At 71.1% G+C, this 21867-nt stretch carries 19 protein-coding genes and 2 tRNA genes; 10 read left to right on the top strand and 11 right to left on the bottom strand.

What is annotated here, in order from left to right; translation table 11 throughout:
- Window positions 1-55 precede the first annotated feature (55 nt).
- A complete protein-coding gene (locus QF035_RS25920; protein WP_307522993.1) occupies window positions 56-925 on the bottom strand; it encodes a bifunctional DNA primase/polymerase in 870 nt (289 codons plus the stop codon).
- A gap of 382 nt (window positions 926-1307) precedes the next feature.
- Between QF035_RS25920 and QF035_RS25915 the strand changes: the two genes are divergently transcribed.
- The 8 genes from QF035_RS25915 (at window position 1308) to QF035_RS25880 (ending at window position 9565) form a co-directional block, all read left to right on the top strand.
- The gene (locus QF035_RS25915; protein WP_307522992.1) at window positions 1308-1619 is read left to right on the top strand and encodes a hypothetical protein; all 312 of its coding nucleotides are present in this window, start codon (window positions 1308-1310) and stop codon (window positions 1617-1619) included.
- A 241-nt stretch (window positions 1620-1860) separates the two neighbouring features.
- Complete coding sequence (locus QF035_RS25910; RefSeq protein ID WP_307522991.1) at window positions 1861-3093, top strand: acyl-CoA dehydrogenase family protein; 1233 nt, start codon at window positions 1861-1863, stop codon at window positions 3091-3093.
- Window positions 3090-4127: a bifunctional MaoC family dehydratase N-terminal/OB-fold nucleic acid binding domain-containing protein gene (locus tag QF035_RS25905; RefSeq protein WP_373466718.1), complete on the top strand. Its 1038-nt coding sequence runs from the start codon at window positions 3090-3092 to the stop codon at window positions 4125-4127. Before QF035_RS25910 ends, QF035_RS25905 begins: the two co-directional genes overlap by 4 nt.
- Window position 4128: 1 nt before the next feature.
- Entirely contained in the window at window positions 4129-5190 is a 1062-nt protein-coding gene (locus QF035_RS25900) for an acyl-CoA dehydrogenase family protein (RefSeq protein ID WP_307522990.1), read from the top strand.
- Window positions 5191-5207: 17 nt separating this feature from the next.
- Complete coding sequence (locus QF035_RS25895; protein WP_307531420.1) at window positions 5208-5675, top strand: MaoC family dehydratase; 468 nt, start codon at window positions 5208-5210, stop codon at window positions 5673-5675.
- Window positions 5672-6844, top strand: a complete 1173-nt coding sequence (locus QF035_RS25890; protein WP_307522989.1) for a lipid-transfer protein — start codon at window positions 5672-5674, stop codon at window positions 6842-6844. Before QF035_RS25895 ends, QF035_RS25890 begins: the two co-directional genes overlap by 4 nt.
- Window positions 6845-7209: 365 nt before the next feature.
- Window positions 7210-7755 carry a SigE family RNA polymerase sigma factor gene (locus QF035_RS25885; protein WP_143643394.1) on the top strand — a complete coding sequence of 182 codons (546 nt, stop codon included), beginning with the start codon at window positions 7210-7212 and terminating at the stop codon, window positions 7753-7755.
- A gap of 154 nt (window positions 7756-7909) precedes the next feature.
- Window positions 7910-9565: a long-chain fatty acid--CoA ligase gene (locus QF035_RS25880; protein ID WP_307522988.1), complete on the top strand. Its 1656-nt coding sequence runs from the start codon at window positions 7910-7912 to the stop codon at window positions 9563-9565.
- A 193-nt stretch (window positions 9566-9758) separates the two neighbouring features.
- Here the strand turns inward: QF035_RS25880 and QF035_RS25875 are convergent, their stop codons facing one another.
- Window positions 9759-14390 (bottom strand): PAS domain-containing protein, encoded by a 4632-nt coding sequence (locus tag QF035_RS25875; RefSeq protein ID WP_307522986.1) that lies wholly within the window; start codon window positions 14388-14390, stop codon window positions 9759-9761.
- A 310-nt stretch (window positions 14391-14700) separates the two neighbouring features.
- Window positions 14701-15159 (bottom strand): SSI family serine proteinase inhibitor, encoded by a 459-nt coding sequence (locus QF035_RS25870; RefSeq protein ID WP_307522985.1) that lies wholly within the window; start codon window positions 15157-15159, stop codon window positions 14701-14703.
- Window positions 15160-15501: 342 nt separating this feature from the next.
- On the opposite strand from QF035_RS25870, the gene QF035_RS25865 reads away from it, so the two are divergent.
- Window positions 15502-15592 (top strand) — tRNA-Ser (locus QF035_RS25865).
- A gap of 231 nt (window positions 15593-15823) precedes the next feature.
- Window positions 15824-15896: transfer RNA gene (locus QF035_RS25860), tRNA-Arg, on the top strand.
- A 77-nt stretch (window positions 15897-15973) separates the two neighbouring features.
- On the opposite strand, the gene QF035_RS25855 is transcribed toward QF035_RS25860, so the two are convergent.
- The 8 genes from QF035_RS25855 to QF035_RS25820 form a co-directional block, all read right to left on the bottom strand.
- Window positions 15974-17200 (bottom strand): site-specific integrase, encoded by a 1227-nt coding sequence (locus tag QF035_RS25855; protein ID WP_373466717.1) that lies wholly within the window; start codon window positions 17198-17200, stop codon window positions 15974-15976.
- Entirely contained in the window at window positions 17197-17403 is a 207-nt protein-coding gene (locus tag QF035_RS25850) for an excisionase family DNA-binding protein (protein WP_307522983.1), read from the bottom strand. Before QF035_RS25850 ends, QF035_RS25855 begins: the two co-directional genes overlap by 4 nt.
- Window positions 17400-18779: a replication initiator protein RepSA gene (gene repSA / locus QF035_RS25845; protein ID WP_307522982.1), complete on the bottom strand. Its 1380-nt coding sequence runs from the start codon at window positions 18777-18779 to the stop codon at window positions 17400-17402. Before repSA ends, QF035_RS25850 begins: the two co-directional genes overlap by 4 nt.
- On the bottom strand, window positions 18772-18957 hold the full coding sequence (locus QF035_RS25840) for a hypothetical protein (protein WP_307522981.1): 186 nt from the start codon (window positions 18955-18957) through the stop codon (window positions 18772-18774). Before QF035_RS25840 ends, repSA begins: the two co-directional genes overlap by 8 nt.
- Window positions 18958-19045: 88 nt before the next feature.
- Window positions 19046-19360 (bottom strand): SpdD-like protein, encoded by a 315-nt coding sequence (locus tag QF035_RS25835; protein ID WP_307522979.1) that lies wholly within the window; start codon window positions 19358-19360, stop codon window positions 19046-19048.
- A gap of 191 nt (window positions 19361-19551) precedes the next feature.
- Window positions 19552-19743, bottom strand: coding sequence for a mobile element transfer protein (locus tag QF035_RS25830; protein WP_307522978.1), 192 nt, complete (start codon window positions 19741-19743; stop codon window positions 19552-19554).
- Between the two features lie 17 nt (window positions 19744-19760).
- Entirely contained in the window at window positions 19761-20432 is a 672-nt protein-coding gene (locus QF035_RS25825; protein ID WP_307522977.1) for a DUF2637 domain-containing protein, read from the bottom strand.
- A 78-nt stretch (window positions 20433-20510) separates the two neighbouring features.
- On the bottom strand, window positions 20511-21866 hold the full coding sequence (locus QF035_RS25820) for an FtsK/SpoIIIE domain-containing protein (protein WP_307522976.1): 1356 nt from the start codon (window positions 21864-21866) through the stop codon (window positions 20511-20513).
- Window position 21867 lies beyond the last annotated feature (1 nt).

Raw genomic sequence — 21867 nt, 5'->3', positions numbered from 1 at the left:
CGGTTTGTCTCGGTTTTCTGGGCACCTGGAGGGGACTTTTTCGGTTGTGGCGGGGCTACGGGCGGTGCCTCGTCATGCGGGATGCCGAGGTGATGGTGGAGCGGGCCTCGCGTTCGGTGAGGCCGGTCCGGACGGCGGCGTCGACCAGGGCTTCGGTGAGGTCCGGGCCGAGGCCGTTCTCGTAGGCGCGGCAGGCGGCCCAGAAGAGGCGGGTGTTGCGCTGGCCCTCATGGGCGGCGAGGACGAACTGGACGAGGCCCTGGCCGTGTTGGCCCGCCGAGGCGGGTCCGGCGTGGCGGCCGGTGCGGGGCGGGGGCAGGAGGAGCTGCAGAAGGGACGGCGGGCAGGCGGCGGGTGCCAGGTGGGCGGTGCCCGGGGCCGTGCTGTAGGCGCCGTGTTCGGTTCGTGAGCCGGGGCCCACGAGGTAGCCGCCCGCGCCGCGGATGTCGATTCCCGGGGCCAGGCGGCCCGCCGAGTTGGGGACGACGACGTCGGGCGGGCCGCTCAGCCAGACGTGGCGGCCGCCGCTGGGGGTCAGCACGACGACCGTCTCGGGGATCGTGAACAGGTGGCGCAGGGCCAGTTCCCGGAGTGCCGCGGACGAGTCCGTACCCGATTTGGTGTCGAGGTCGATGCCGATCAGGCGATGGGGGTCCAGCCCGCAGGCGATGCCGTAGCCGGTGGCCCAGGGGGCGGCGGCGAAGAGCTCTCGGATACGCAGCGGGTCGATCGAGGCGTCGTACACACCGTGCCCGAAGCGGCCGCACTCGCCGTGACAGAGCGGTGCCGTCGGGTCGTCGCGGTGCGGGGAGCGCAGTGCCGGAAGTTTGGTTCGGGACAGCGGGATGACGGCCAGTCCGCGTTCGGCGGCTGACAGGGCGTGTGCGAGGGCCAGCGTCGTGGCCTGCCGGTCGATGGTGGCCATGACTCCATGCTCGTACGAGTGTTCGAAAAAAGGAAGAGGCGCTCCGGGGGTTGGGCGAAGGAGCGCCGGGCCAGGGGGGTGGAAACCGGCCCCGTGGGATTGGCTGAAAACGTGCCGGAACGCTTCGTCCCTTGCGGCGTATGGGATTGAGTCGCCCGCACCGCCCTGATCTGCGGTTTTGGTCGCGCGAAGGGGGTTTATCGACATGTCCTCACGCTTGCGAGCGAATAGTGCCTTCCGGGGTGGTTCGCCGGGGATTCGGAGGGCAATTCTGATCTCGCGACGTTGTGACAGACATCGAGGCGGTCGGCCAACTGCCTTGGAACAAGCCGTACTCAGCCGGTCCTGGCCGGTGCGAACTTCCGCTTCTGGAGGAAAAGACATGGCAAGCATCCGTACCGTCCGCCTTCTCGCCGCCGCGGCAGCCCTGCCGCTCGCCGCCGCCCTCTTCACGGGCGTTGCGGCGGCCGACAACGGCGCCTTCGCGGACAACGGATCGAACGCGGCCGTGGCGAACGTCGTCGGCAGCGGCGTCGGTGGCGACAACTACGGGACCTCGTCCACGACGCAGCAGCAGGCCGTCGGCTCCGGTGCCTCGAACCAGAGCAACACGGCCCAGGTGAACGGTTCCGCGTTCACGGCCATCGACCAGTCGAACGAGAACACCGCCGTCAACTTCACCAAGCTCTGGTGAGCCGGCGGCTGTCGGGGACTGGAGACCCCCGGCGGTCGTACACCTCCTCAGTGGGGTGCTTTGTGGGGTGGTAACACGTCTGCGCGGCGGCACTTGGGTGCTGCCGCGCAGACGTTTCCCGCATGTGTGCCGGGCTGGCGATCGCGACCCCGGCGGTCGAGGTCCGTGACCTTGACAGACACACATATCTGACGGACAGTCAGAAACCCTTGTTCGTACGAGGTCCGGGAGGGCCGTCGTCGTGCATCTCGCCACCACCGAGCGCCAGCGACGACTGCGCGCCGAACTCCGTACGTACTTCCGGGACCTGATGCCGGACGGACCGCCGCCGCCCGGGGACCTTGTTGCGCCGGGTGTCCCGGAACAGCAGCGGGCGCTGTTGCGCCGGATCGGTGCCGACGGGTGGCTGGGGCTCGGCTGGCCCGTCGCGTACGGGGGGCAGGGGCGCGGCGCCGACGAGCAGTTCGTCTTTTTCGACGAGGCATACCGGGCGGGCGCTCCGGTCTCCATGGTCACGCTCAACACGGTCGGGCCGACGCTCATGAAGTACGGGACCGAGGAACAGAAGGGCTACTTTCTGCCGCGGATCCTGCGCGGGGAACTCGTGTTCGCCATCGGGTACAGCGAGCCGTCCGCGGGGACGGACCTGGCGTCGCTGCGGACCCGGGCCGTGCGGGTGGGCGGCGACGGACACGAGGACAGCGAGAAGGGCCCTGGGAGCGCCGGGAGCGGCGGTGAGTGGCTTGTCGACGGGCAGAAGGTGTTCACCTCCAACGCCCAGCAGGCCGACTGGATCTGGCTCGCCTGCCGTACGGACCCCGACGCGCCGAAGCACAAGGGGATCTCGATCCTGCTCGTGCCCACCGACGCCCCCGGGTTCTCGTGGACGCCGATCGCGACGGTGGGCGGGCTGACCACGACAGCCACGTACTACGACGGCATCCGGGTCCCGGCGGCCAACCTCGTCGGTGAGGAGAACGGCGGCTGGGGGCTCATCACCAACCAGCTCAACCACGAGCGGGTCGCGCTCGCGGCGATCGGCATGCAGGCAGAGGACTTCTACGCGGCCGCCCTGGCCGCCGCCCGTACCCCCGATCCGGTGACTGGGCGGCGCAGGGTTGACGAGCCGTGGGTGCGGTCGAGGCTGGCCGAAGTACATGCCCGGCTGGCGGCAACACGCCTGCTCAACTGGCGTTTGGTGGGTGATGTGGGGGCCGGCCGGCTGGCACCCGGCGATGCGAGCGGCGTGAAAGTCGTGGGAACCGAATCGGCGGTCGCGGTGTACCGAATGTGTCAGGAAATCGTCGGATCGGATGCGCTGGTCCGTTCCGGTTCGCCGGGTGTGTTCGGGGACGGCGAACTGGAGCGGATGAACAGGGCGGCACAGATCAACACGTTCGGGGGCGGGGTGAGCGAGGTGCAGCGGGAGATCGTGGCGACGATGCGGCTCGGGATGACCAGGGGGCGGCGGTGAGCGAGCGGGAGGCTCCGGGCGGAGAGGGGGCGGCGGCCTTGGGCGGGGGCGGCGGGTACGAGGACGTGTTCGAGCGGGTGAAGGTGTACGAGGGGCAGGCCGCCGCGGTCGGCGGGGTGGGCAAGGACCTGGTCAACGAACCGATGATCCGGCACTGGTGCGAGGCAATGGGAGACACGAATCCGGCGTACGCGGGGGCGGACGCCACAGCGCCGCCCACCATGCTCCAGGCGTGGACGATGGGAGGTCTCTCCGGGCACGCGGGGCGTTCCGAGGCGTACGACGAACTGCTCGGGCTGTTCGACGACGCCGGGTACACCTCCGTGGTCGCCACCGACTGCGAGCAGGAGTATCTGCGGCCGCTGCGGCCCGGGGACGCGATCACCTTCGACGCGGTGATCGAGTCGGTCTCCGAGCGCAAGACGACCAAGCTGGGCACGGGGTATTTCGTCACGACGCGGATGGATGTCCGGGTGGCCGGCCGGCCGGTGGGGACACATCGGTTCCGGATCCTGAAGTACGTGCCCGCGGCTCGGAGAAGGAGCGCTCCGAGGGCGGAGGGGGCAGGCGTGGTTGCGAAGACCGTGGTGGCCGCCGAGGTCTCACGGCCCGAGCGGTCCGAGCAGCCCAAGCGGCCCCGCCCCGTCGTCAATCGCGACAACGCCGGCTTCTGGGAGGGCGTTTCCCGGCACCGTCTGCTCATACAGCGCTGCGACGGATGCAGGACGCTGCGGTTCCCCTGGCTGCCGGGGTGCAACGCGTGCGGTTGCCCGGACTGGGACACGGTCGAGGCGGGCGGCGACGGGACCGTCTACTCGTACGTGGTGATGCACCACCCGCCCTTCCCTGCCTTCGATCCGCCGTACGCGGTGGGGCTGATCGAACTCGCGGAGGGCGTGCGGATGATCAGCAACGTGGTAGGGGTGCCGCACGACCGGGTGCGGATCGGGATGCCGGTCAGGCTGGAGTTCGAGCAGGTGGACGAGGAGTTGGAGCTGCCGGTCTTCCGGGCCGTCGAGAGGAGCGGGGGCTGACATGGACTTCACGCCCACGGAGGAGCAGGCGGCGGCCCGCGATCTGGCCGCGCGGATCTTCGGCGACCTGTCCACCCATGAGCGGCTGACAGCGGCGGGCACCGGCAGCGACGCCGAGCTGTGGAAGGCGTTGTGCGAGGCCGGGTTGCCGGCCGCAGTCGAGGACATAGGGCTCCTCGGGCTGGTGCTCCTGCTGGAGGAGCAGGGGCGGACCACGGCCCAGGTGCCGTTCGCGGCGAGCTGTGTGTACGGGCTGCTGGCAGTGTCGGCCCATGGCTCGGCGGAGCAGCGGGAGCGGCTGCTGCCCGCGATCGGGGACGGCACAGTGGTCGTGACCGGCGCCCTGCCCGAGGCGGCCGTATGGGTGGGCGGATCCGGGGAGTTGAGCGGTGCGGTCCCCGTGGTGCCGTGGCTCCGCGACGCCACGCATGTCCTCGTCGCCGACGACGAGCACGGCCTGTGGCTCGTACGGACCGTCGACGCGCGCTGCGAGCCCGTCGAGCTGACGGCGCCCTGGTCGGCGGGACGGCTGACGCTGGACGGGACACCGGGCGAGCGGCTGGGCGAGCGGGTTGGTGGTTCCGGCGCGGAGGTGGCGGGCCAGGAAGCGTACGACGACGTGCTGGCCACCGCGCGTACCGCCTTCGCGGGGCTGCAGGCCGGGGTGTGCGCGGGTTCGGTGGCCCGGGCGGTCGACCACACCAACACCCGCGAGCAGTTCGGGAGACCGCTCGCGACCAAGCAGGGGGTCCAACTCCGGGCGGCCGACGCGTACATGGACACCGAGGCGATACGGGTCACGGCCTACGAAGCGGCCTGGCGGCGGGACGAGGGGCTGGACTACGCGACGCACGCGCTGACTGCGGCCTGGTGGGCGTCGGAGGCGGGGCAGCGCGTGGTGCACGCGGGACAGCATCTGCACGGCGGTATGGGGGCCGACCTCGACCATCCCGTGCACCGGCACTTTCTGTGGGGTCGGCAACTGGACGCGTATCTGGGGTGCGGAAGCGAAGTGCTCCAGGAGTTGGGGGCGTTGATCGTGCATGGAGAGGGGGACGCATGAACACCGAGGTCGGGGCGGTGCGGGTCGGGGACGTCCTGCCGCCGCTGGAGATCGAGATCACCCGCACGCTCATCGTCGCCGGGGCGATCGCGTCGAGGGACTACCAGGACGTGCACCACGACGCGGAGCTCGCCCGGCAGAAGGGTTCGCCGGACATCTTCATGAACATCCTGACGACGAACGGGCTGGTCGGGCGCTACATCACCGACCGGTTCGGACCCCGGTCCGTGCTGCGGAGGGTCGCGATCAGACTGGGTGCGCCCAACTACCCCGGCGACACGATGGTGTTGACCGGCTCGGTGGAGGCGGTCGAGGGCGACACGGCGACGGTCAGGGTGGTGGGGGCCAACGGGATCGGCAGACATGTCACCGGGACGGTCACGGTCACGGTCCCCGGAGCCGCCGGAGCCGAAGGTGCTGAGGGCGCCGAGGGCATTGAGGGAGCCGAGGGTGCCGCGATCCACGAGGCGGGGAGTCGGCCATGAGCGTGCGGACGAAGGACACGCTCGGCGGGCGGGCGGCGATCGTCGGGATCGGGGCCACCGAGTTCTCCAAGGACTCTGGGCGCAGCGAACTGCGGCTGGCCGTCGAGGCGGTGCGGGCCGCGCTCGACGACGCCGGTCTCACACCGGCCGACGTGGACGGGATGGTGACGTTCACGATGGACACCAGCCCGGAGATCACCGTCGCCCAGGCGGTCGGCATGGGCGAGCTGTCCTTCTTCTCGCGGATCCACTACGGCGGAGGCGCGGCCTGCGCGACCGTCCAGCAGGCGGCTCTCGCCGTGGCCACGGGCGTGGCCGAGGTGGTGGTCTGCTACCGGGCGTTCAACGAGCGGTCGGGCCGGAGATTCGGTTCCGGGGTGCAGCGGCGTGAGCCGTCGGCCGAGGGCGCCGCGCTCGGCTGGTCGCTTCCGTTCGGACTGCTCACGCCCGCGTCCTGGGTGGCGATGGCGGCCCAGCGCTATCTGCACACGTACGGACTGACACCCGAGGCGTTCGGCCAGGTCGCGGTCGTCGACCGGAAGTACGCGGCGACCAACCCGGCGGCGTACTTCCACGGCAAACCGATCACACTCGCCGACCATGCAGCGTCGCGGTGGATCGTCGAGCCGTTGCGGCTGCTGGACTGCTGTCAGGAGACCGACGGCGGCCAGGCCCTGGTCGTCACCTCGGTGGAGCGGGCGCGAGACCTGCCGCATCCGCCCGCCGTGATCACCGCGGCCGCCCAGGGCGCGGGGCGCGCGCAGGAGCAGATGACCAGCTACTACCGGGACGACCTGACGGGGCTGCCGGAGATGGGCGTGGTGGCGCGGCAGCTGTGGCGCACGTCCGGGCTGACGCCGGCCGGAATAGACGTGGGGATCCTGTACGACCACTTCACACCGTTCGTGCTGACGCAGTTGGAGGAGTTCGGTTTCTGCAAGCCGGGCGAGGCCGCGGACTTCGTCGCCGAGGAGCGGTTGCCGTTGAACACGCACGGAGGGCAGCTCGGGGAGGCGTATCTGCACGGGATGAACGGTGTGGCCGAAGGCGTACGACAACTCCGGGGCACATCCGTGAACCAGATACCCGGGGCCGGCCGGGTGCTGGTGACGGCGGGTACGGGGGTCCCCACCTCGGGGTTGATCCTGGGCTCGGACGATCGGGGCTGATGGCGGAGGCGGGGTGGATGACTGCGGTGCGCGTCCGGGCGGGGCGGGGTGCCTGTCCAGGCCGGGCCGGAGTACGTGTCCGGGTCGAGGCCCAGCGCAGCCCAAGGCGCTCGTTTTCGCGCTCGGTGGGCGCCCGGCGTACCCTCCGGGAGAGCCCACGGAGTGCGGACGTACTACTCCCGCATGATTCCCGGGTCCGGGCTACTGCCAGGGGAGCGGTCCTCAGGGGTGAACCCTCAGGGGGCCGGGGCCCGGCGTCCACCTTCAGTAGGTGGGGCCAGCCCCCCTCCTACAACCTGAGGCGGACACGGCTTCGGGACCTGCGGCCGATCCGCTGGAGTAGGGGGCGCTCCTAGCGTGGAGCCATGACCACAACCGTCTGCACCAGCGCTTCGAATGCGGCGACGCGGACCCTTGCGTACCCGTCGTTCTCCTCGTACGTCAAGGCCCGCCAACCCGTGCTGCTGCGTACTGCTCGCTCGCTGACCGCGAACCCGAGCGACGCGGAGGACCTGCTGCAGACCGCACTCACGAAGACGTATGTCGCGTGGGAGCGGATCGAGGACCACCGGGCCCTCGACGGCTATGTACGGCGCGCCCTGCTGAACACGCGGACGTCGCAGTGGCGGAAGCGGAAGGTCGACGAGTTCGCGTGCGACGAGCTGCCGGAGCCGGAGGCTCCGCCGGCCGGGGACCCGGCGGAACAGCAGGCGCTGCACGACGCGATGTGGCGCGCGATCATGAAGTTGCCTGCGCGGCAGCGGGCGATGGTCGTCCTGCGGTACTACGAGGACCTCAGCGAGGCGCAGACGGCGGACGTGCTGGGAGTGTCGATCGGTACGGTCAAGTCGGCCGTGTCGCGTGCGCTGGGCAAGCTTCGTGAGGACCCCGAGCTGGGTCCCGTGCGCTGATCAGAGCTGGGCAAGCGCACTGTTCACGCCGGGGCAAGGAATCCTGTCGTGACGTGATCGATCATCCCGGAGTAGTGACATACCGCGCGGTATGTGAGCAGAATCAGCCCAACCCTTACTACCGCGTAGGCAATGTCGCCCCCGGGAGGACGCCGTGCTGAGCACGATGCAGGACGTACCGCTGCTGATCTCGAGGATCCTGACCCACGGGTCGACGATCCACGGTTCGTCTCAGGTGATCACCTGGACCGGTGAGGGGGAGCCGCAGAGGCGCTCGTTCGCCGAGATCGGGGGCCGGGCGGCACGGCTGGCGCACGCGCTGCGTGACGACCTCGGAGTCCGGGACGACGACCGGGTCGCGACGCTGATGTGGAACAACGCCGAGCACGTAGAGGCGTACTACGCGATCCCCGCCATGGGCGCGATCCTCCACACACTCAACCTCCGGCTGCCTCCCGAGCAGCTCGTCTGGATCGTCAACCACGCCGCCGACCGCGTGGTCGTCGCCAACGGTTCGCTGCTTCCGCTGCTCGCGCCGCTGCTGCCCCACCTCAAGACCATCGAGCACGTGGTGGTCTCCGGCCCCGGCGACCGTTCGCTGCTGGACGGGGCGTCGGTCCAGGTGCACGAGTACGAGGACCTGATCGCCGACAAGCCGGACAGCTACGACTGGCCGGAGCTGGACGAGCGCCAGGCCGCGGCGATGTGCTACACCTCCGGCACGACCGGCGACCCCAAGGGCGTCATCTACTCCCACCGGTCGATTTACCTGCACTCGATGCAGGTCAACATGGCGCAGTCCATGGGCCTCACCGACGCGGACACCTCCCTCGTCGTCGTCCCGCAGTTCCATGTGAACGCCTGGGGCCTGCCGCACGCGATGTTCATGACCGGCGTGAACGTGCTGATGCCGGACCGTTTCCTCCAGCCCGCCCCGCTCGCCGAGATGATCGAGAGCCAGCGCCCGACGCACGCGGCCGCCGTCCCGACCATCTGGCAGGGCCTGCTCGCGGAGCTCAAGGCCAAGCCCCGTGACGTGAGTTCGCTGACCCAGGTCACCATCGGCGGCTCCGCCTGTCCGCCCGCCCTCATGAAGGCCTTCGACGAGCTCGGCATGCGCGTCTGTCACGCCTGGGGCATGACGGAGACCTCCCCGCTCGGCACGATCGCGCGTCCGCCGGCCCAAGTGGTGGGCACGGACGAGGAGTTCGCGTACCGCCTCACGCAGGGCCGTTTCCCGGCGAGCGTCGAGGCCCGGCTGACCGGCCCGGGCGGCGAGCGGCTGCCGTGGGACGGCGAGTCGGCGGGTGAGCTGGAGGTGCGCGGTCCCTGGATCGCGGGCGCGTACTACGGCGGCCAGGGCGCCGAAGTCCTGCGCCCCGCCGACAAGTTCAGCGAGGACGGCTGGCTCAAGACCGGCGATGTCGGCACGATCAGCCCCGACGGCTTCCTGACCCTCACCGACCGCGCCAAGGACGTCATCAAGTCCGGCGGAGAGTGGATCTCCTCGGTCGACCTGGAGAACGCGCTCATGGCCCACCCTGACGTCGCCGAGGCCGCGGTCGTCGCCGTCCCGGACGACAAGTGGGGTGAACGTCCGCTCGCCACTGTCGTGTTGAAGGAAGGCGCCGGCGTCGACTTCGAGTCCCTGCGGTCGTTCCTCGCAGGCGAGGGCAAGATCGCCAAGTGGCAGCTTCCCGAGCGCTGGACGATCATCGAGTCGGTACCGAAGACGAGCGTGGGCAAGTTCGACAAGAAGGTGCTGCGCAGGCAGTACGCGGCGGGCGAGCTGGACGTCACCCAGCTCTGACGGTCATGGCAGGGCGGACGAAAGCCTTCTGACCGCATTTAGGTCGATGTATGAGTTGGGGCGTTGTTTCACGTGAAACAACGCCCCAACTCACGTATGCGCACGTCCACTTCTCACGGAACTGACGGCGCTGCCGATTCTGCCTGTGCTGCCGTGCTGCCTGCGCTGCCCGGGCCGCCGGTACGAAGGGCGCTCAGTTCGTGCCGATGCGCGCCAGCAGGTCCACGATCCGGCCCTGTACCTCGGTACTCGTCGACCGCTCCGCGAGGAACAGCACCGTCTCCCCCGCCGCGAGGCGCGGCAGTTCGGTCGGGTCGACGGCGGCGGTGTAGACGACGAGCGGGGTGCGGTTGAGCTGGCCGTTCGCCCGCAGCCAGTCGACGATTCCGGCACGTCGGCGGCGTACCTGCATCAGGTCCATCACGACCAGGTTCGGCCGCATCTGCGAGGCCAGTGTGACGGCGTCCTCGTCCGACGTGGCCCGCGCGACCTGCATGCCGCGCCGTTCCAGCGTCGAGGTCAGCGCCAGTGCGATCTCCGCGTGCTCCTCGATGAGCAGGACGCGCGGCGGGTGCTGTTCGCTGTCGCGCGGGGCGAGGGCCTTGAGGAGTACGGCAGGGTCGGCGCCGTACGCCGCCTCACGTGTCGCCTGGCCGAGTCCCGCCGTCACCAGGACCGGGACCTCGGCTGCGACGGCGGCCTGACGCAGCGACTGGAGCGCCGTGCGCGTGATCGGGCCGGTGAGCGGGTCCACGAAGAGCGCGGCCGGGAAGGCGGCGATCTGCGCGTCGACCTCCTCGCGCGAGTGCACGATGACGGGCCGGTAGCCGCGGTCGCTCAGCGCCTGCTGGGTGGTGATGTCCGGCGCGGGCCAGACCAGCAGCCGACGCGGGTTGTCGAGCGGCTCCGGGGGCAGCTCGTCGTCCATCGGCTGCGGATGGGGCTGGTTCGCGACCTCGACCGCACCGCCGGGGCCGTCGAGCGGCTCGGGGCCCTCGTCGGCGTTCTCGTCGGGGGCTCCTATGGCGTACGAACGGCCGGTTCCCTCGGTGGTGTTGGCCATCCGGGACTGGGGGCCGCCGCCCTGCGGGTGCGGGCGGGCCGCCGTGTCCGTCTGCTCGGCGACGTCGGCAACGGGCTCGGGGCGGGTGCCGAGCTTACGACGCCGCCCGGAGCCGTTGGTCGCGTGCGGGGGAGGCGTGGGCGCCTGGGGCTGTGGAGCGGTCTGGGCCTGAGCCTGGGCTTGGACCGGGGCTTGAGCCTGCGCCTGGGCCTGCTGAGGAAGCGGCTGGGGCGTCGGCGACGCGGGCCGGCTCTGCCGGGGCTGCTGCGCGTCCGTCATACGGCGGCCGAACGGAACGCCCTGCCCCAGCGTGCGGACGCTGAACGCGCGGCCCTGCGTCGAGTTGGGGTCGACGGGCGGCGAAGGCGCCGCGGCCTCGGCAGGGAGCGGCTGGGCGGCACGGGGCTGCTCCGCGACGGGCGCAGGCGCGGGCTCCGGTTCCGCCGGGCCGTCGGCCGTACCCGGCCAGGGCTGGGCCGCCGCATCGGCCTCCTGCTGTACGGGGACCCCGGCGCCGGAAGTGTCGGCCGCACCGCTCCAGGGCTGCTGCGCCGAAGCGGCGTCCGCGGGCGTCTGGGGCGGCTGCTGCTGGGCGTTCTGCGCGGGGGCTTGGGCGGGCGCAGCGGCCACCGGCACTCCACCGGTGCCGACGGCTCCCGCGGGACCAGCCGCACCTGCCTGCGTGACCTGGCCTGGTACGGCCTGCGGCGGAAGGGCCTGTCCCGGGGCGCCCGGTTGGGGCATGCCCTGCGGAGGAACAGCCTGCCCGGGAACCGGACCGGCCTGGGCAGGGGCGCCCTGACCGGGATTTCCCTGGGCGGGTACGGCTACGGGCATGGGCTGCCCGGAAGCAGCCTGCGGCGCCATGCCCTCACCCGGTACGCCCTGCGCCTGGGGCAGTTGTCCGGGCAGGGGCATTGCCTGCCCGGGAACGCCTTGTACGGGGCCCAGTTGCGCGGGCATCTCCTGTCCAGGCACCCCTTGCCCAGCAACCGCCTGCCCAGGAACTCCCTGCCCCGGAAGCGCCACGGCCTGCCCGGGCGCGACGGGCGCCCCCTGCACACCCGGAGCCTGGGGAGCGCCCTGTGCCGGAGCCATCTGCCCGGGAACTCCCGGCGCCCCGGTGGCGGTGGCCGCGTCGAGTTCGCCCGCCGCCTGCCGGGCCCGTCGACGCCCGCTGGGCGCCTGCAACGGATGAGGCTGAGGCGGGGTGTGATCGTCGCCCGCGTTGTGCGACGCCACGTCGTGGCGCCCGTCGTCGGCCTGGGCGGGAGCGTGCCCGAGAGCCGCCTGACTGAGAGCCGGCTGACCGGCGGGCGCTTGGGCGAGGGCTGCCTGGCCGTGGGCCTCGGCCTGCTGGGCGGCGTACTCGGGAGAACGGTCCGCCTCGGCCGGCGGGAGCGCGAACACCGCGCGCGGCCCCGCCTCCTGCGCCGCCGCACGCTCGGCCGCGGCGGCCAGCGCACGCCGACGCCGTCCTGTCGGCTGAGGCGCGCCACCACGGGCGTCCGCGGCGGCACTCGCGTCCGGAGCGGGCGAAGGCGCCGCGGGCAGTGCCGCCGGCAGCGCCTGCTGCTGGCCGTCCCGTCGCGCGCGCCGTCCACCGGCAGGTACGGGCACGCCCTGCGGAGGCACGGTCTCCCCGAGCCCAGTGGCAGCGGCACCGGCGGCGTGCTCGGCGGCGGTCACGACCGCGCCCTCGGAGACACCGTCGCCCTCGGCCGGACTGGGCCGCCCTCGCCGACGTCCGGTGCCACCGGAACCCTCGGCGCCGCCCTCGTCGGCCGAAGCCTGAGCGGGAAGCGCAAGCTGAGCCCCGCCCCCGCCGCTCCCGTCCCCGGCGGCGCGCCTGCGCCGCCCGGTGGGCACGGCCGTCTCCGTGGAGGGCCCGACCTCGCTCTCCAGGAAGGCGTCGACGGAAGCCCGCCGGGCCCGCCGTCGTCCCCCGCCCTGCGGCGAGGCCTGCTCGGGCAGCGCGACCGCGGAGCCGACGCCGCCACCGTTCGGAGCCGAGCCCGGATCCACACCCGTGTCCGTACCCGTACCCGCGCTCACGGCCAAAGCCGTTCCGGCGTCCGCACCGGGAGCCGGAACCGCCCCGGCTCCGCCCCCGATCGGCACCTCGAGAACGAAGGCGCTGCCGCTCATCCCGGGAACCTCGTGCGTCTGCAGCACTCCGCCGTGCGCGCGCACGATCCCCCGCACGATCGGCTCGTGCACCGGGTCTCCCCCGGTGTACGGCCCGCGTACCTCGATCCGTACGACCTCGCCGCGCTGCGCGGCCGCCACGACGACCGTGTTGTCCATGTAGCCGCCGGCCGAGACCGGTGCGTTGCCCGTGGAGTCGACGCCCGCGACGTCCGCGACGAGATGCGCGAGCGCGGTCGCGAGCCGCTGCGGGTCGACCTCGGCCTCGATGGGCGGCGCGTGCACGGCGAACTGCACCCGACCGGGCCCGATCAGCTCGACCGCCCCGTTGACACCGGCCGCGACGACCGCGTCCAGCATCACTTTCGTACGGGTGACCTCTTCGGTCCCGGAGTCGAGGCGCTGGTAGGCGAGGACGTTGTCGACGAGCGTGGTGATGCGCGAGTAGCCGGCCGAGAGGTGGTGCAGCACCTGGTTGGCCTCGGGCCACAACTGCCCGGCGTCGTCCGCGGCGAGGACCGACAGCTCGGTCCGCAGCTGGTCCAGCGGCCCGCGCAGGGAGCGCCCCAGCACGGCGAGCAGTTGCTCGTGCCGCGCGGACAGCGCCTCGTACCGGTCCTTCTCGCGCTCGGCGAGTGCCGCGTACCGGTCGTCGCCGGCGGCCAGCTCCTCCTCGTGCCGCTCACTCAGCTCGGCGAGCCGAGTGCCGTGCTCCTCCCGGAGCGCCGCGAGCTCCTTCGCGTGCTCCTCGGTGGCCCGTTCGAGCTCTTCCTGGTGCCGCTGGGCCTCGGCGTCCTTCTCCTCGGCGAGCGAGTCGTACGGCCGGCGGTCCGTGAAGGTCATCACGGCCCCGACGAGCTGGTCGCCGTCCCGTACGGGCGCGGTGGTCAGGTCGACCGGCACCTTGTCACCGCTCTTGGACCACAGGACCTGCCCGCGCACCCGGTGCTTGCGCCCGGAGCGCAGGGTGTCGGCGAGCGGCGACTCCTCGTACGGGAAGGGCTCGCCGTCGGCGCGCGAGTGCAGCATCAGCGGGTGCAGTTCCTGCCCGCCCAGGTCGCTGGCCCGGAAACCCAGTATCTGCGCGGCGGCCGGATTGACGAGAACGACCCGTCCCTCGGTGTCCGTTCCCACGACACCCTCGGCGGCGGCCCGCAGGATCATCTCCGTCTGCCGCTGCGAACGGGCGAGCTCCGCCTCGGTGTCGACGGTGCCGGAGAGATCACGTACGACGAGCATCAGCAGCTCATCGCTGGTGTAGCCGTAACCGTCGTAGGCCTGCTGGCCGTTCTCCAGGTTCGCGCTCGTGACCTCGACCGGGAACTCGCTGCCGTCGGTGCGGCGGGCGATCATCCGGGTGGGCCTGGTGCGGCCGCTCTCGTCGACGGTGTCGGGCCGCCGCATCGTGCCGGGGATGAGCCGGGAGTCGAACTGCGGCAGCAGATCGAGCAGTCCGCGACCGACGAGAGCCGTACCCGGGGCCTCGAAGGCCTCCAGGGCGATGGTGTTGGCGTTGACGACCGTCCCATTGGCGTTGACCAGCACCAACGCATCGGGAAGCGCGTCGAGTATGGCTGCGAGGCGAGCAGCGCCTCGGGATGGCCTGCTGCTCACGAGACGCTTCCTCCCTGTTACCGCACCTTGCCGACCGCGGGTGCCATCTTGCCAACCGGTCCGCGACGTGTCACGCGAGGGAGTCTACGGGCAGTGGTTGCGCTCGCGGCGCCGGATGAGAGGGAGGTCGCACGTAGAGGGGACGCAGAACGGACGCAGAAGACACGGAGAACCTGTGACCGTGGGTTTCGCCCCCTCGGCCCATGAGCCCGCTGTGCGATTCCTGTCCACCCCGCTCCTCCGCTCCGCCCTTCATGCTCCACGAACCGAGCTCCTGAAGACTTCCGAAGACTCCTGGAAGGGCGGATTCCTACGCCCCGAACCCCGGAAGCACCGGCACGAGCGCGTCCCAGCGCGCGATCTCGCACCCGTCGGCACGCGCGTACGTCGCGTCGACGGGCCGTCCGGCCCAGGTCCCCGTGACGTGCGCGGTGGCCGGACCGCCGTACTGCATCGTGCACATCCCGCCCGGCGCGGCCGGCGCGAACGGGTCCTTGCCCCAGGTGGTCCTCCGGTCCAACTGATCGCAGGCGGCCCGGGCGGCGGGGTGGCTGCCGCCCACCGGGTGACAGTCCAGTTCGAACGTCCCGTCCTTGCCGTCGCCCGCCTTGCTCACGGTCACGGTGAGCCGGTCGCCGTCGTCCGCGCCGTTCACCGGCGGCGGCATGACGGGAAGCGACGCGGCGTACGCGGCCGGGGGCGCCGCGGACAGCGCGGCGAGGGACGCCGCGGCGGAGGTGGCGACGGTGAGGGCGAGGCGGCGCAGCATGAGGGCTCCAGTGGGTGAGGCGGATCGGCGGGGACCGGATCGGCGGGGGCCGGATCGGTGGGGACCCGAGGGACGACCTCCGCGTTGGCTCCGGTGTCTCGCAGGTCCCGTAGGTCTCGCAGGCCCCGTAGGTCTCGTAGGTCTCGCCGTACGGCGTCGGTCGGCGTCGCCGGGGGCGTGCGCCCCACTCCTCTAACGCCGTCCGTGCCGTGACGTTGCGCCGCGGGATGGGCTTTGCCCTCTGACCTTTCCGCCTAGTACCGTGGGGGGCGATTGGTGACAGCCCGCTCGGCTGTGTCATCATCTGCACGCACCATTCGCGCTCGCGCGGACGGTTGTGCTGGAGGCGTCGCCTAGTCCGGTCTATGGCGCCGCACTGCTAATGCGGTTTGGGACTTAAATCCCATCGAGGGTTCAAATCCCTCCGCCTCCGCCGAAGATCCCGAAAGCCCCGGTCATCACTGACCGGGGCTTCGGTCGTCCCTTGATCGTTTCGGTGCGTCCCGTGGGCCTCGCCGGGGGCCGCTTCAGGGTTGTTTGCGCAGGTCAGGCCGGGTCCGACAAACGGATTTCGCCTCACGCCGCCAGTCATGTAATGTTGTTCCCGCAACGCCGACCGGGAAGAAAAGCCCGGAAGGAAGAGCGAACACAACAGAACACACAAGCACTCGTAGCTTAACGGATAGAGCATCTGACTACGGATCAGAAGGTTGCAGGTTCGAATCCTGCCGAGTGCACACAGGTCAAAGGCCCCGGAGAGATCCGGGGCCTTTGGCGTTTCAGGGGCGTACAGCAGCGAAGTACAGCAACCGCGTCAACCGGTACCGCCCATGGCGTCGGACAGCTGGCCGATCGCGGCACGCACCTGCTCTTCGCTCGCTTCGGCGTAGACCTCCATCGTCATGGCGATCTGTGAGTGCCGGAGGATGCGCTGTGCCACCTTCGGGTGCACCTTCAACGCCACCAGCAGCGAGCTGCACGTGTGCCGGGTGTTCCGCAACGGGATGGCCCGGAGCCCGGCACGGCGAGCACGCAGCGCGAACATGCGGGTCATGTTGCCCGGCTCGATCGGCGTTCCGTACTTCGTGGTGAAGATCAGCCCGTGCCTGTCCTGCCAGACCTCCCCGGCGGCTTTCCTGTCACCGGTCTGCTGGGCGCGACGCATCCGCAACGCCTTGAGGCAGAGCGCCGGCAGCGGCAAGAAGTCGTCGGAATCCTCGGTCTTGGTCTCACGGTGCAGGATCTGCCGCCCCGCACGCTGAATCTGGTGATCGACGTACAGCTCTCCCCTCTCGAAGTCGACGGACTTCCACGTCAGACCCAGGACCTCACCACGGCGGAGCCCGAGGCACAGCACGAGGACCCAGGCCGCGAAGAGGCGATCGTCCCGAGCGGCGGCATCGGCAAGGAACCGGCCCGCCTCAGCAACGGACCACGGCTTGATCCGGCGACGACGAGGTTTGGGCACCTTCACGAACGACGCCACGTTCTTGCTGATCTCCTCTTCGGTGACCGCATGGGTGAGTGCGGCCCGCAGAGCGTCGCGGGAACCCTGGATCACTCGCCGGGACGGGTACGACTCGCAGCAGTCACTGACCGCGCAGCACTTCCGGCGGGGAGCTTCCCGCTTGGCGTCCTTCCCCTGCGCGCAGCACTGACAGACGGTCGCCAGCTTGGTAAGCCACTCGCGCACGTCCCGCACGGTCAGCTTGTCCAGCCGCTTCGAACCCAGGTGCGGGGCGATGTAGAGGCGCACGTACCCCTCGTACGAGACGTACGACAAGGGGGCGAGATTGGGCTTCACGATCGAGTCGAGCCAGTACGCGAGGAAGGCGGAGAGCGTCCGGTGACGGGTGGCGACCGGGCCCTTCTTCGCCTCCGCATGCAGCGCGAGCCACTTCTCGTGGACCTCTTCGCGGGTCTTGCCGTACGCGTACTTGCGAGCCCGCTTGCCGTCCGGCTTGGTCACCCAGACGTAGGCCGCGTACCCGTTCTTGTACGGGTAGATGGAGCCTTCGCCGTTGCCACGCTTGCCGCTCATGACGCCCACCTTTCGGCGTCGGCGGTGACACGCTGGACGTACTCGTCCACCCAGGCCGGGAGGATGCGCCGGTTGCGGCCGACCTTCACGGAGCGGATCTCCCCGGTGAGCACCAGCATCTTGGTCTTGGACAGGCCGAAACCAAGCATGTCGGCGACCTCGGTAGTGGTGTGCCACTTCCGCTCGATCACGGTGGTCGTCATGCGGCCACTCCTTCCATGGCCAGTTGGTCGCGTACGGCTTCGCGGGCGGTTTCGCGGTTGTGCTGGAGGTCGCGGGCGATGGTGGCGGCGAGGGCGGATTCGCCGGGGGTGTGGCCGTGTCCGGCGTACTGCCAGTCGGTGAGGACGAGGACGGTGTTCGGCTCGCGGTCCTCCAGGCCGAGGGCTTCGCGTTCCTGGGCGGCGCGGAAGTCGGCGCGGGCCTGGCGGAGTTCGCCGAGGGTGGTGGAGTAGCGGCGGGACTTGGAGGAGAAGTGGCCGCGGAAGCCGAGCATGTGCGCCCAGGCCCAGAGCCGTCGGTCCGGGTACAGGGGGTCGAGGTCCTTGCAGGCCCTGATGAGTCGGCGGGTGTGGTCGGGGACCTGGTGGCGGTCGAGTTCGGAGAGTTCGCCGATGCGGCGGTCGAGGGTGCCGGTGTTCTCGGCGGCCTTGGTGGCGTACTTGGCGACGTAGGAGGCGACGGCCTGTTCGGTGATGTCGGAGCCGTCGCCGAAGGCCTTGACCGGGCGGACGTCGAGCTGGGTGCCCCACCGGAAGGTGTGGGCGGGCTGGTCGTCGGCAGCGGGCACGGAGACCGAGGTGTAGGAGTGCGTGGCGGTGGCGTGGATCGCGTCGGCGAGCAGGTCGACCGTTGCCCAGGACGGGGGCGGGGTGTCGGGGCCTTCCGGGCCGTCGATGCGGATCACGGCGTGGAAGTGCAGGGCGCCGCGCTTCTGGAACTCGGCGACCTTGCCGTACGAGAGGCGGACGTGTTTGGCGAGTTCGCGGCGGGTGAGTCCGGCGCGGGCGGCGATCTCGCGGCGTAGGCGGGTGGTGAAGCGCTGCCACAGGTCGCCCGCGTGGTTGTTGAAGAGGACGGCGGCGGCGTAGTCGTACGTCTCCGGATCGAGTGCCGTGCCGAGCATCCGGTCGTCGGAGGGGTGGCGGGTGCCGCAGCGGCAGGTGCCTCGGTCGGGGCGGTTGTGGACCGGGCCGAAGGACGGGGCGGTGAGGGTGGCGAAGACGCGGGGGTGATCGCGGACTGTGGCGGGGATGTCGCGGCGGTCGTCTCCGGCCAGGCCCGCGCGGATGAGGTGGTAGGTGTCTCCGGCGTACGTCCAGGCGCAGGAGGGGCAGCGGGAGGCGCGGCGGTTTCCGCAGGCGAGGCGGAGGCGTCCGCCGGGCTCGTTCTCGGTGGAGTAGTGGTGCAGGGTCTCGCCGGTGGTCTTGTCCTTGGCGAGGGTCCAGCCGGTGAGGTGGATGGGGTCGGCGCAGCCGCCGGTGTGGCGGATCTGGTCCTGCCAGCGGTCGAAGTCGGAGGCCGAGGCCACCCTCAGCAGGTCGCCGAGGGTGGTCGGGTCGAGGAGGGTGTCAGGCACGGGCGCCCTTCCGGACGGGCGTACGGCGGGTGGTGCCGGTGCCGTGGCAGGCCGGGCAGTTGGCGGTGATGGTCCGCAGGTGGCCGTGCCGGTCGCGTCCGCCGAGGGTGACGGCGACGGAGGCGAAGCCGTTGCAGTTCGGGCAGATGCAGGACGGAAGTCGGGTGCGGGGGGTCATGCTGGGTGTTCCTTCCGGTTGCGAGATCGGAGAGGGGCACGGCTCCCGGGCGACGGAGACTTGGCGGTTGAGGCCGCCCGGGGGCCGGTCAGCGTCGATTTGCCTCGCTGTTGATGAGCGAGCGGATGACCAGGGCGCAGATGGCGACGGATGCGCCGGTGATGGCGACCGCGAGGAGCATCGAGACGAGGACGGCGCCGACGACCAGGACCACGGCCGTGCCACCGCCGACGAGGGCGACTACGGCGCCGGGGGTGAGCTGGACGGTCAGCCTGGCCGGAGCGGGCGCCATGGGTTCAGGGGCCGCCGGGGTGTGCTGGATGACGGCGGTCGGCTCGACGACAGCGGGCGGGGTGACGAGGCCGGTCGGCTGAGGCATGGTCGGGACCTTGGGACGGAACATGGCCGAACTCCCTTCTGTGACGGGTTACTTGACGGTGGTGTCGATGACGGGGAGAGCAGGCTGTCGGCGAGGAGGTAGCCGCCGAGGAGGAGCACGGCCACGAGCCACCAGGGCGGGCGGATGAGCTTGATGCCGAGGTAGCCGACGACGGCGAGGGCGAGCCAGAGCGGGACGTCCATGGCGATGGCCTCCTAGCGGATCTTGCAGCGGTGGGTGCGGGCCGCGAGCTGGGCGGCGGTCTGGCTCGTGAAGTCGGATGACCAGCCGCAGCGGTCGGCGGTGCACACGGCGGCGTGCTCGGTCTGGCCGTGCCGGTCGCGGTGGGTGCCGATCTGCACCGGGCCGATTTGCATCAGCGAGTGGAAGTGGTCGCGGGCAGGCATGTCGGTCTCCTTCCTGATCAGGTGAGTTGGGCGGCGATAGTGTCGGCGAGCTGGGGCGGGACGCCGAGACGGGCGCGCAGGGTGTCGACGTCGATCCGGGACCCGGTTCGGGCCTGGTGGTCGTCGGCGACCTTGCGGGCGTGGTCGACCAGGGCGGCCGGGACAGCCGGAGCCGTCGGGGTTGGGTCGGCGGCGGGCAGGGCTGGGGGTGCTTCAGCCGCGGGAATCTCGGAGGGCTCCGGGTCCAGGGCGGAGGCCGCAGGTTCCGGGAGCTCCGGAGCGGACTCGGGGGCTGCGGGTGCCGGCGGATCCGGCATCCGGTCTTCGGCCGTGGGCGAGTGGGCGAGGAGCGTGCCGCCCATGAAGGCCAGCGCGGGCCAGGCGGCGACCAGGATGCGCAGCCAGTCCGGAACGTCGTTCAGGTCGAGGAGTCCGGCTGTGGCGACGTTGGCGCCGAGCGAGGCCACGAGCGCGATCAGGAACCAGCACCAGGCCAGCCGCGACGGACCATCGGTACGCAGCCGACACCACGCGGCGACCAGGAGCAGGTCAACGCTGATCGGGTAGGCCCAGGCTTTCCATCCGTCTTGTCCGGCAGCGGCGGCGAGGTCGTGCAGGTGGGCGAAGGACAGCGCTCCGGCGATCACGGCTTGTACGAGGACGGCGTCCGGGCGGATCGAGCGGGTCATGGAGTCACCTCCTGTTTTGGGCATGGGGCGGGTAGGGACCCGGCGCGAGAAGGTCACGCCGACCGTGGGATGAGAAGGTCAGGCCGTGGCGGGGGCTGTCTTGGACAGCGGCACGCGGGCCGAGGGCAGCAGGGCGACGGCGGGCCGGAAGGCTGCGAGTGCGGGCAGGTCCGGGGTGCGGTCGGCGTGCCGGTTGCAGGTGTTCACGGCCTGGCGCAGCGAGGTGTGTGGGGCGCGGATGCGGGCCCAGCCGCCGGAGGAGTCGCCGGTGACGGCGATGCCGGGGGTCTCGGTGGGGATCTGGATGGCGGCGAGGACGGCGTCCGGGGCGATGTCGCCGAAGGCCATGTTCGCGGAGGCTTCGTCGTTGACGCGGTGGGCGGTGCGGCCGGTGAGCTGAGCGCGGAGCATGGTGATGCCCTTGCCGAGTTCGGAGCCGAAGCGCTGCCCGCAGATCTCCAGGTAGATCCCGGAAGCGCGGCCGAGCTGGGCGAGGCGGATCAGGGCTGTGATGATGCGGTCCCGGCGCTTCTCTTCGTCCTTGGTGGCGAACAGGGCGAGTTCGGCGACCTCGTCGACCAGGACGACGACCGGCACCGGGCGCATGTCGGCGGGCAGGTCCCAGATGTCGGCGGCGATCTCCGCGTCCGGGACGTCGACGCTGATGCGCTGCTGGGCGCGGATGAGCTGGTAGACGTCCTGCATGTGGGAGACGAGTGCGTCGAGGAGTTCGAGGGCTGTGTCGGGGTTGTCGGCGAGGGCGGAGAAGCGGCGGGCGAGCGGGAAGAGTTCCACGCCCTGCTTGCAGTCGATGCCGACCAGGGCGACGTCCTGCGCGGCGAGTCCGGCGACCAGGTTGCGCTGATACACGGACTTGCCCGACTCGGTGGCGCCGAGCGTGAGCCCGTGCGGAACGGTCCGGTAGTCGCGGTAGTGGATCGCACCGTCCTCGCGCAGCGCGACCGGGATGCGCATCGGGGCACGGTTGGCCTTGGCGGGCATCTGCACCCGCTGGAGGACGTCATAGCCGGTCATCCTCAACTCGACGACGCCGGAACGCAGTTCGCGCGAGGTGACGCCGTACATCGCGAAGGAGTGGCGCAGCCGGTCGGTTGCGGCCGAGACGTCGAAGGCGTCCTGTCCGGGGCGGAGCTTGAGCCGCAGCACCAGGCCGGTCCGGGTGGGCCGTAACCGCAGGATGCGCGGTGCGCGGGACTCGGGGACCGGGCGGTTGGCGACCCGGGCGAGGGCGAGGCGCCAACGCGAAGGCGGGACGGTCAGTCCGCAGGCGTCCATGACGGAGGCGTAGCGGAAGGCGACCCGCAGTGCGGCGAGGATGACGCCGAAGGTCAGCCAGTACCAGGCGGGGCGCCGCCACCGCAGAACACCTGCGGCAGCGACGACCAGCACCAGAGCGACCGTGAAGGCGGTCATG

The organism is Streptomyces umbrinus (genome assembly GCF_030817415.1).
In the GTDB taxonomy this organism is placed as follows: Bacteria; Actinomycetota; Actinomycetes; order Streptomycetales; family Streptomycetaceae; genus Streptomyces; species Streptomyces umbrinus_A.
This window is presented reverse-complemented; position numbering and strand designations above follow the sequence as displayed.

Excerpts from the sequence above, each read along its gene's own strand:
- QF035_RS25920 (WP_307522993.1), bottom strand. The coding sequence starts at position 925 with ATGGCCACCATCGACCGGCAGGCCACGACGCTGGCCCTCGCACACGCC.
- QF035_RS25915 (WP_307522992.1), top strand. The coding sequence starts at position 1,308 with ATGGCAAGCATCCGTACCGTCCGCCTTCTCGCCGCCGCGGCAGCCCTG.
- QF035_RS25900 (WP_307522990.1), top strand. The coding sequence starts at position 4,129 with ATGGACTTCACGCCCACGGAGGAGCAGGCGGCGGCCCGCGATCTGGCC.
- QF035_RS25890 (WP_307522989.1), top strand. The coding sequence starts at position 5,672 with ATGAGCGTGCGGACGAAGGACACGCTCGGCGGGCGGGCGGCGATCGTC.
- QF035_RS25885 (WP_143643394.1), top strand. The coding sequence starts at position 7,210 with ATGACCACAACCGTCTGCACCAGCGCTTCGAATGCGGCGACGCGGACC.
- QF035_RS25870 (WP_307522985.1), bottom strand. The coding sequence starts at position 15,159 with ATGCTGCGCCGCCTCGCCCTCACCGTCGCCACCTCCGCCGCGGCGTCC.
- QF035_RS25855 (WP_373466717.1), bottom strand. The coding sequence starts at position 17,200 with ATGAGCGGCAAGCGTGGCAACGGCGAAGGCTCCATCTACCCGTACAAG.
- QF035_RS25850 (WP_307522983.1), bottom strand. The coding sequence starts at position 17,403 with ATGACGACCACCGTGATCGAGCGGAAGTGGCACACCACTACCGAGGTC.
- QF035_RS25840 (WP_307522981.1), bottom strand. The coding sequence starts at position 18,957 with ATGACCCCCCGCACCCGACTTCCGTCCTGCATCTGCCCGAACTGCAAC.
- QF035_RS25835 (WP_307522979.1), bottom strand. The coding sequence starts at position 19,360 with ATGTTCCGTCCCAAGGTCCCGACCATGCCTCAGCCGACCGGCCTCGTC.
- QF035_RS25830 (WP_307522978.1), bottom strand. The coding sequence starts at position 19,743 with ATGCCTGCCCGCGACCACTTCCACTCGCTGATGCAAATCGGCCCGGTG.
- QF035_RS25825 (WP_307522977.1), bottom strand. The coding sequence starts at position 20,432 with ATGACCCGCTCGATCCGCCCGGACGCCGTCCTCGTACAAGCCGTGATC.
- QF035_RS25820 (WP_307522976.1), bottom strand. The coding sequence starts at position 21,866 with ATGACCGCCTTCACGGTCGCTCTGGTGCTGGTCGTCGCTGCCGCAGGT.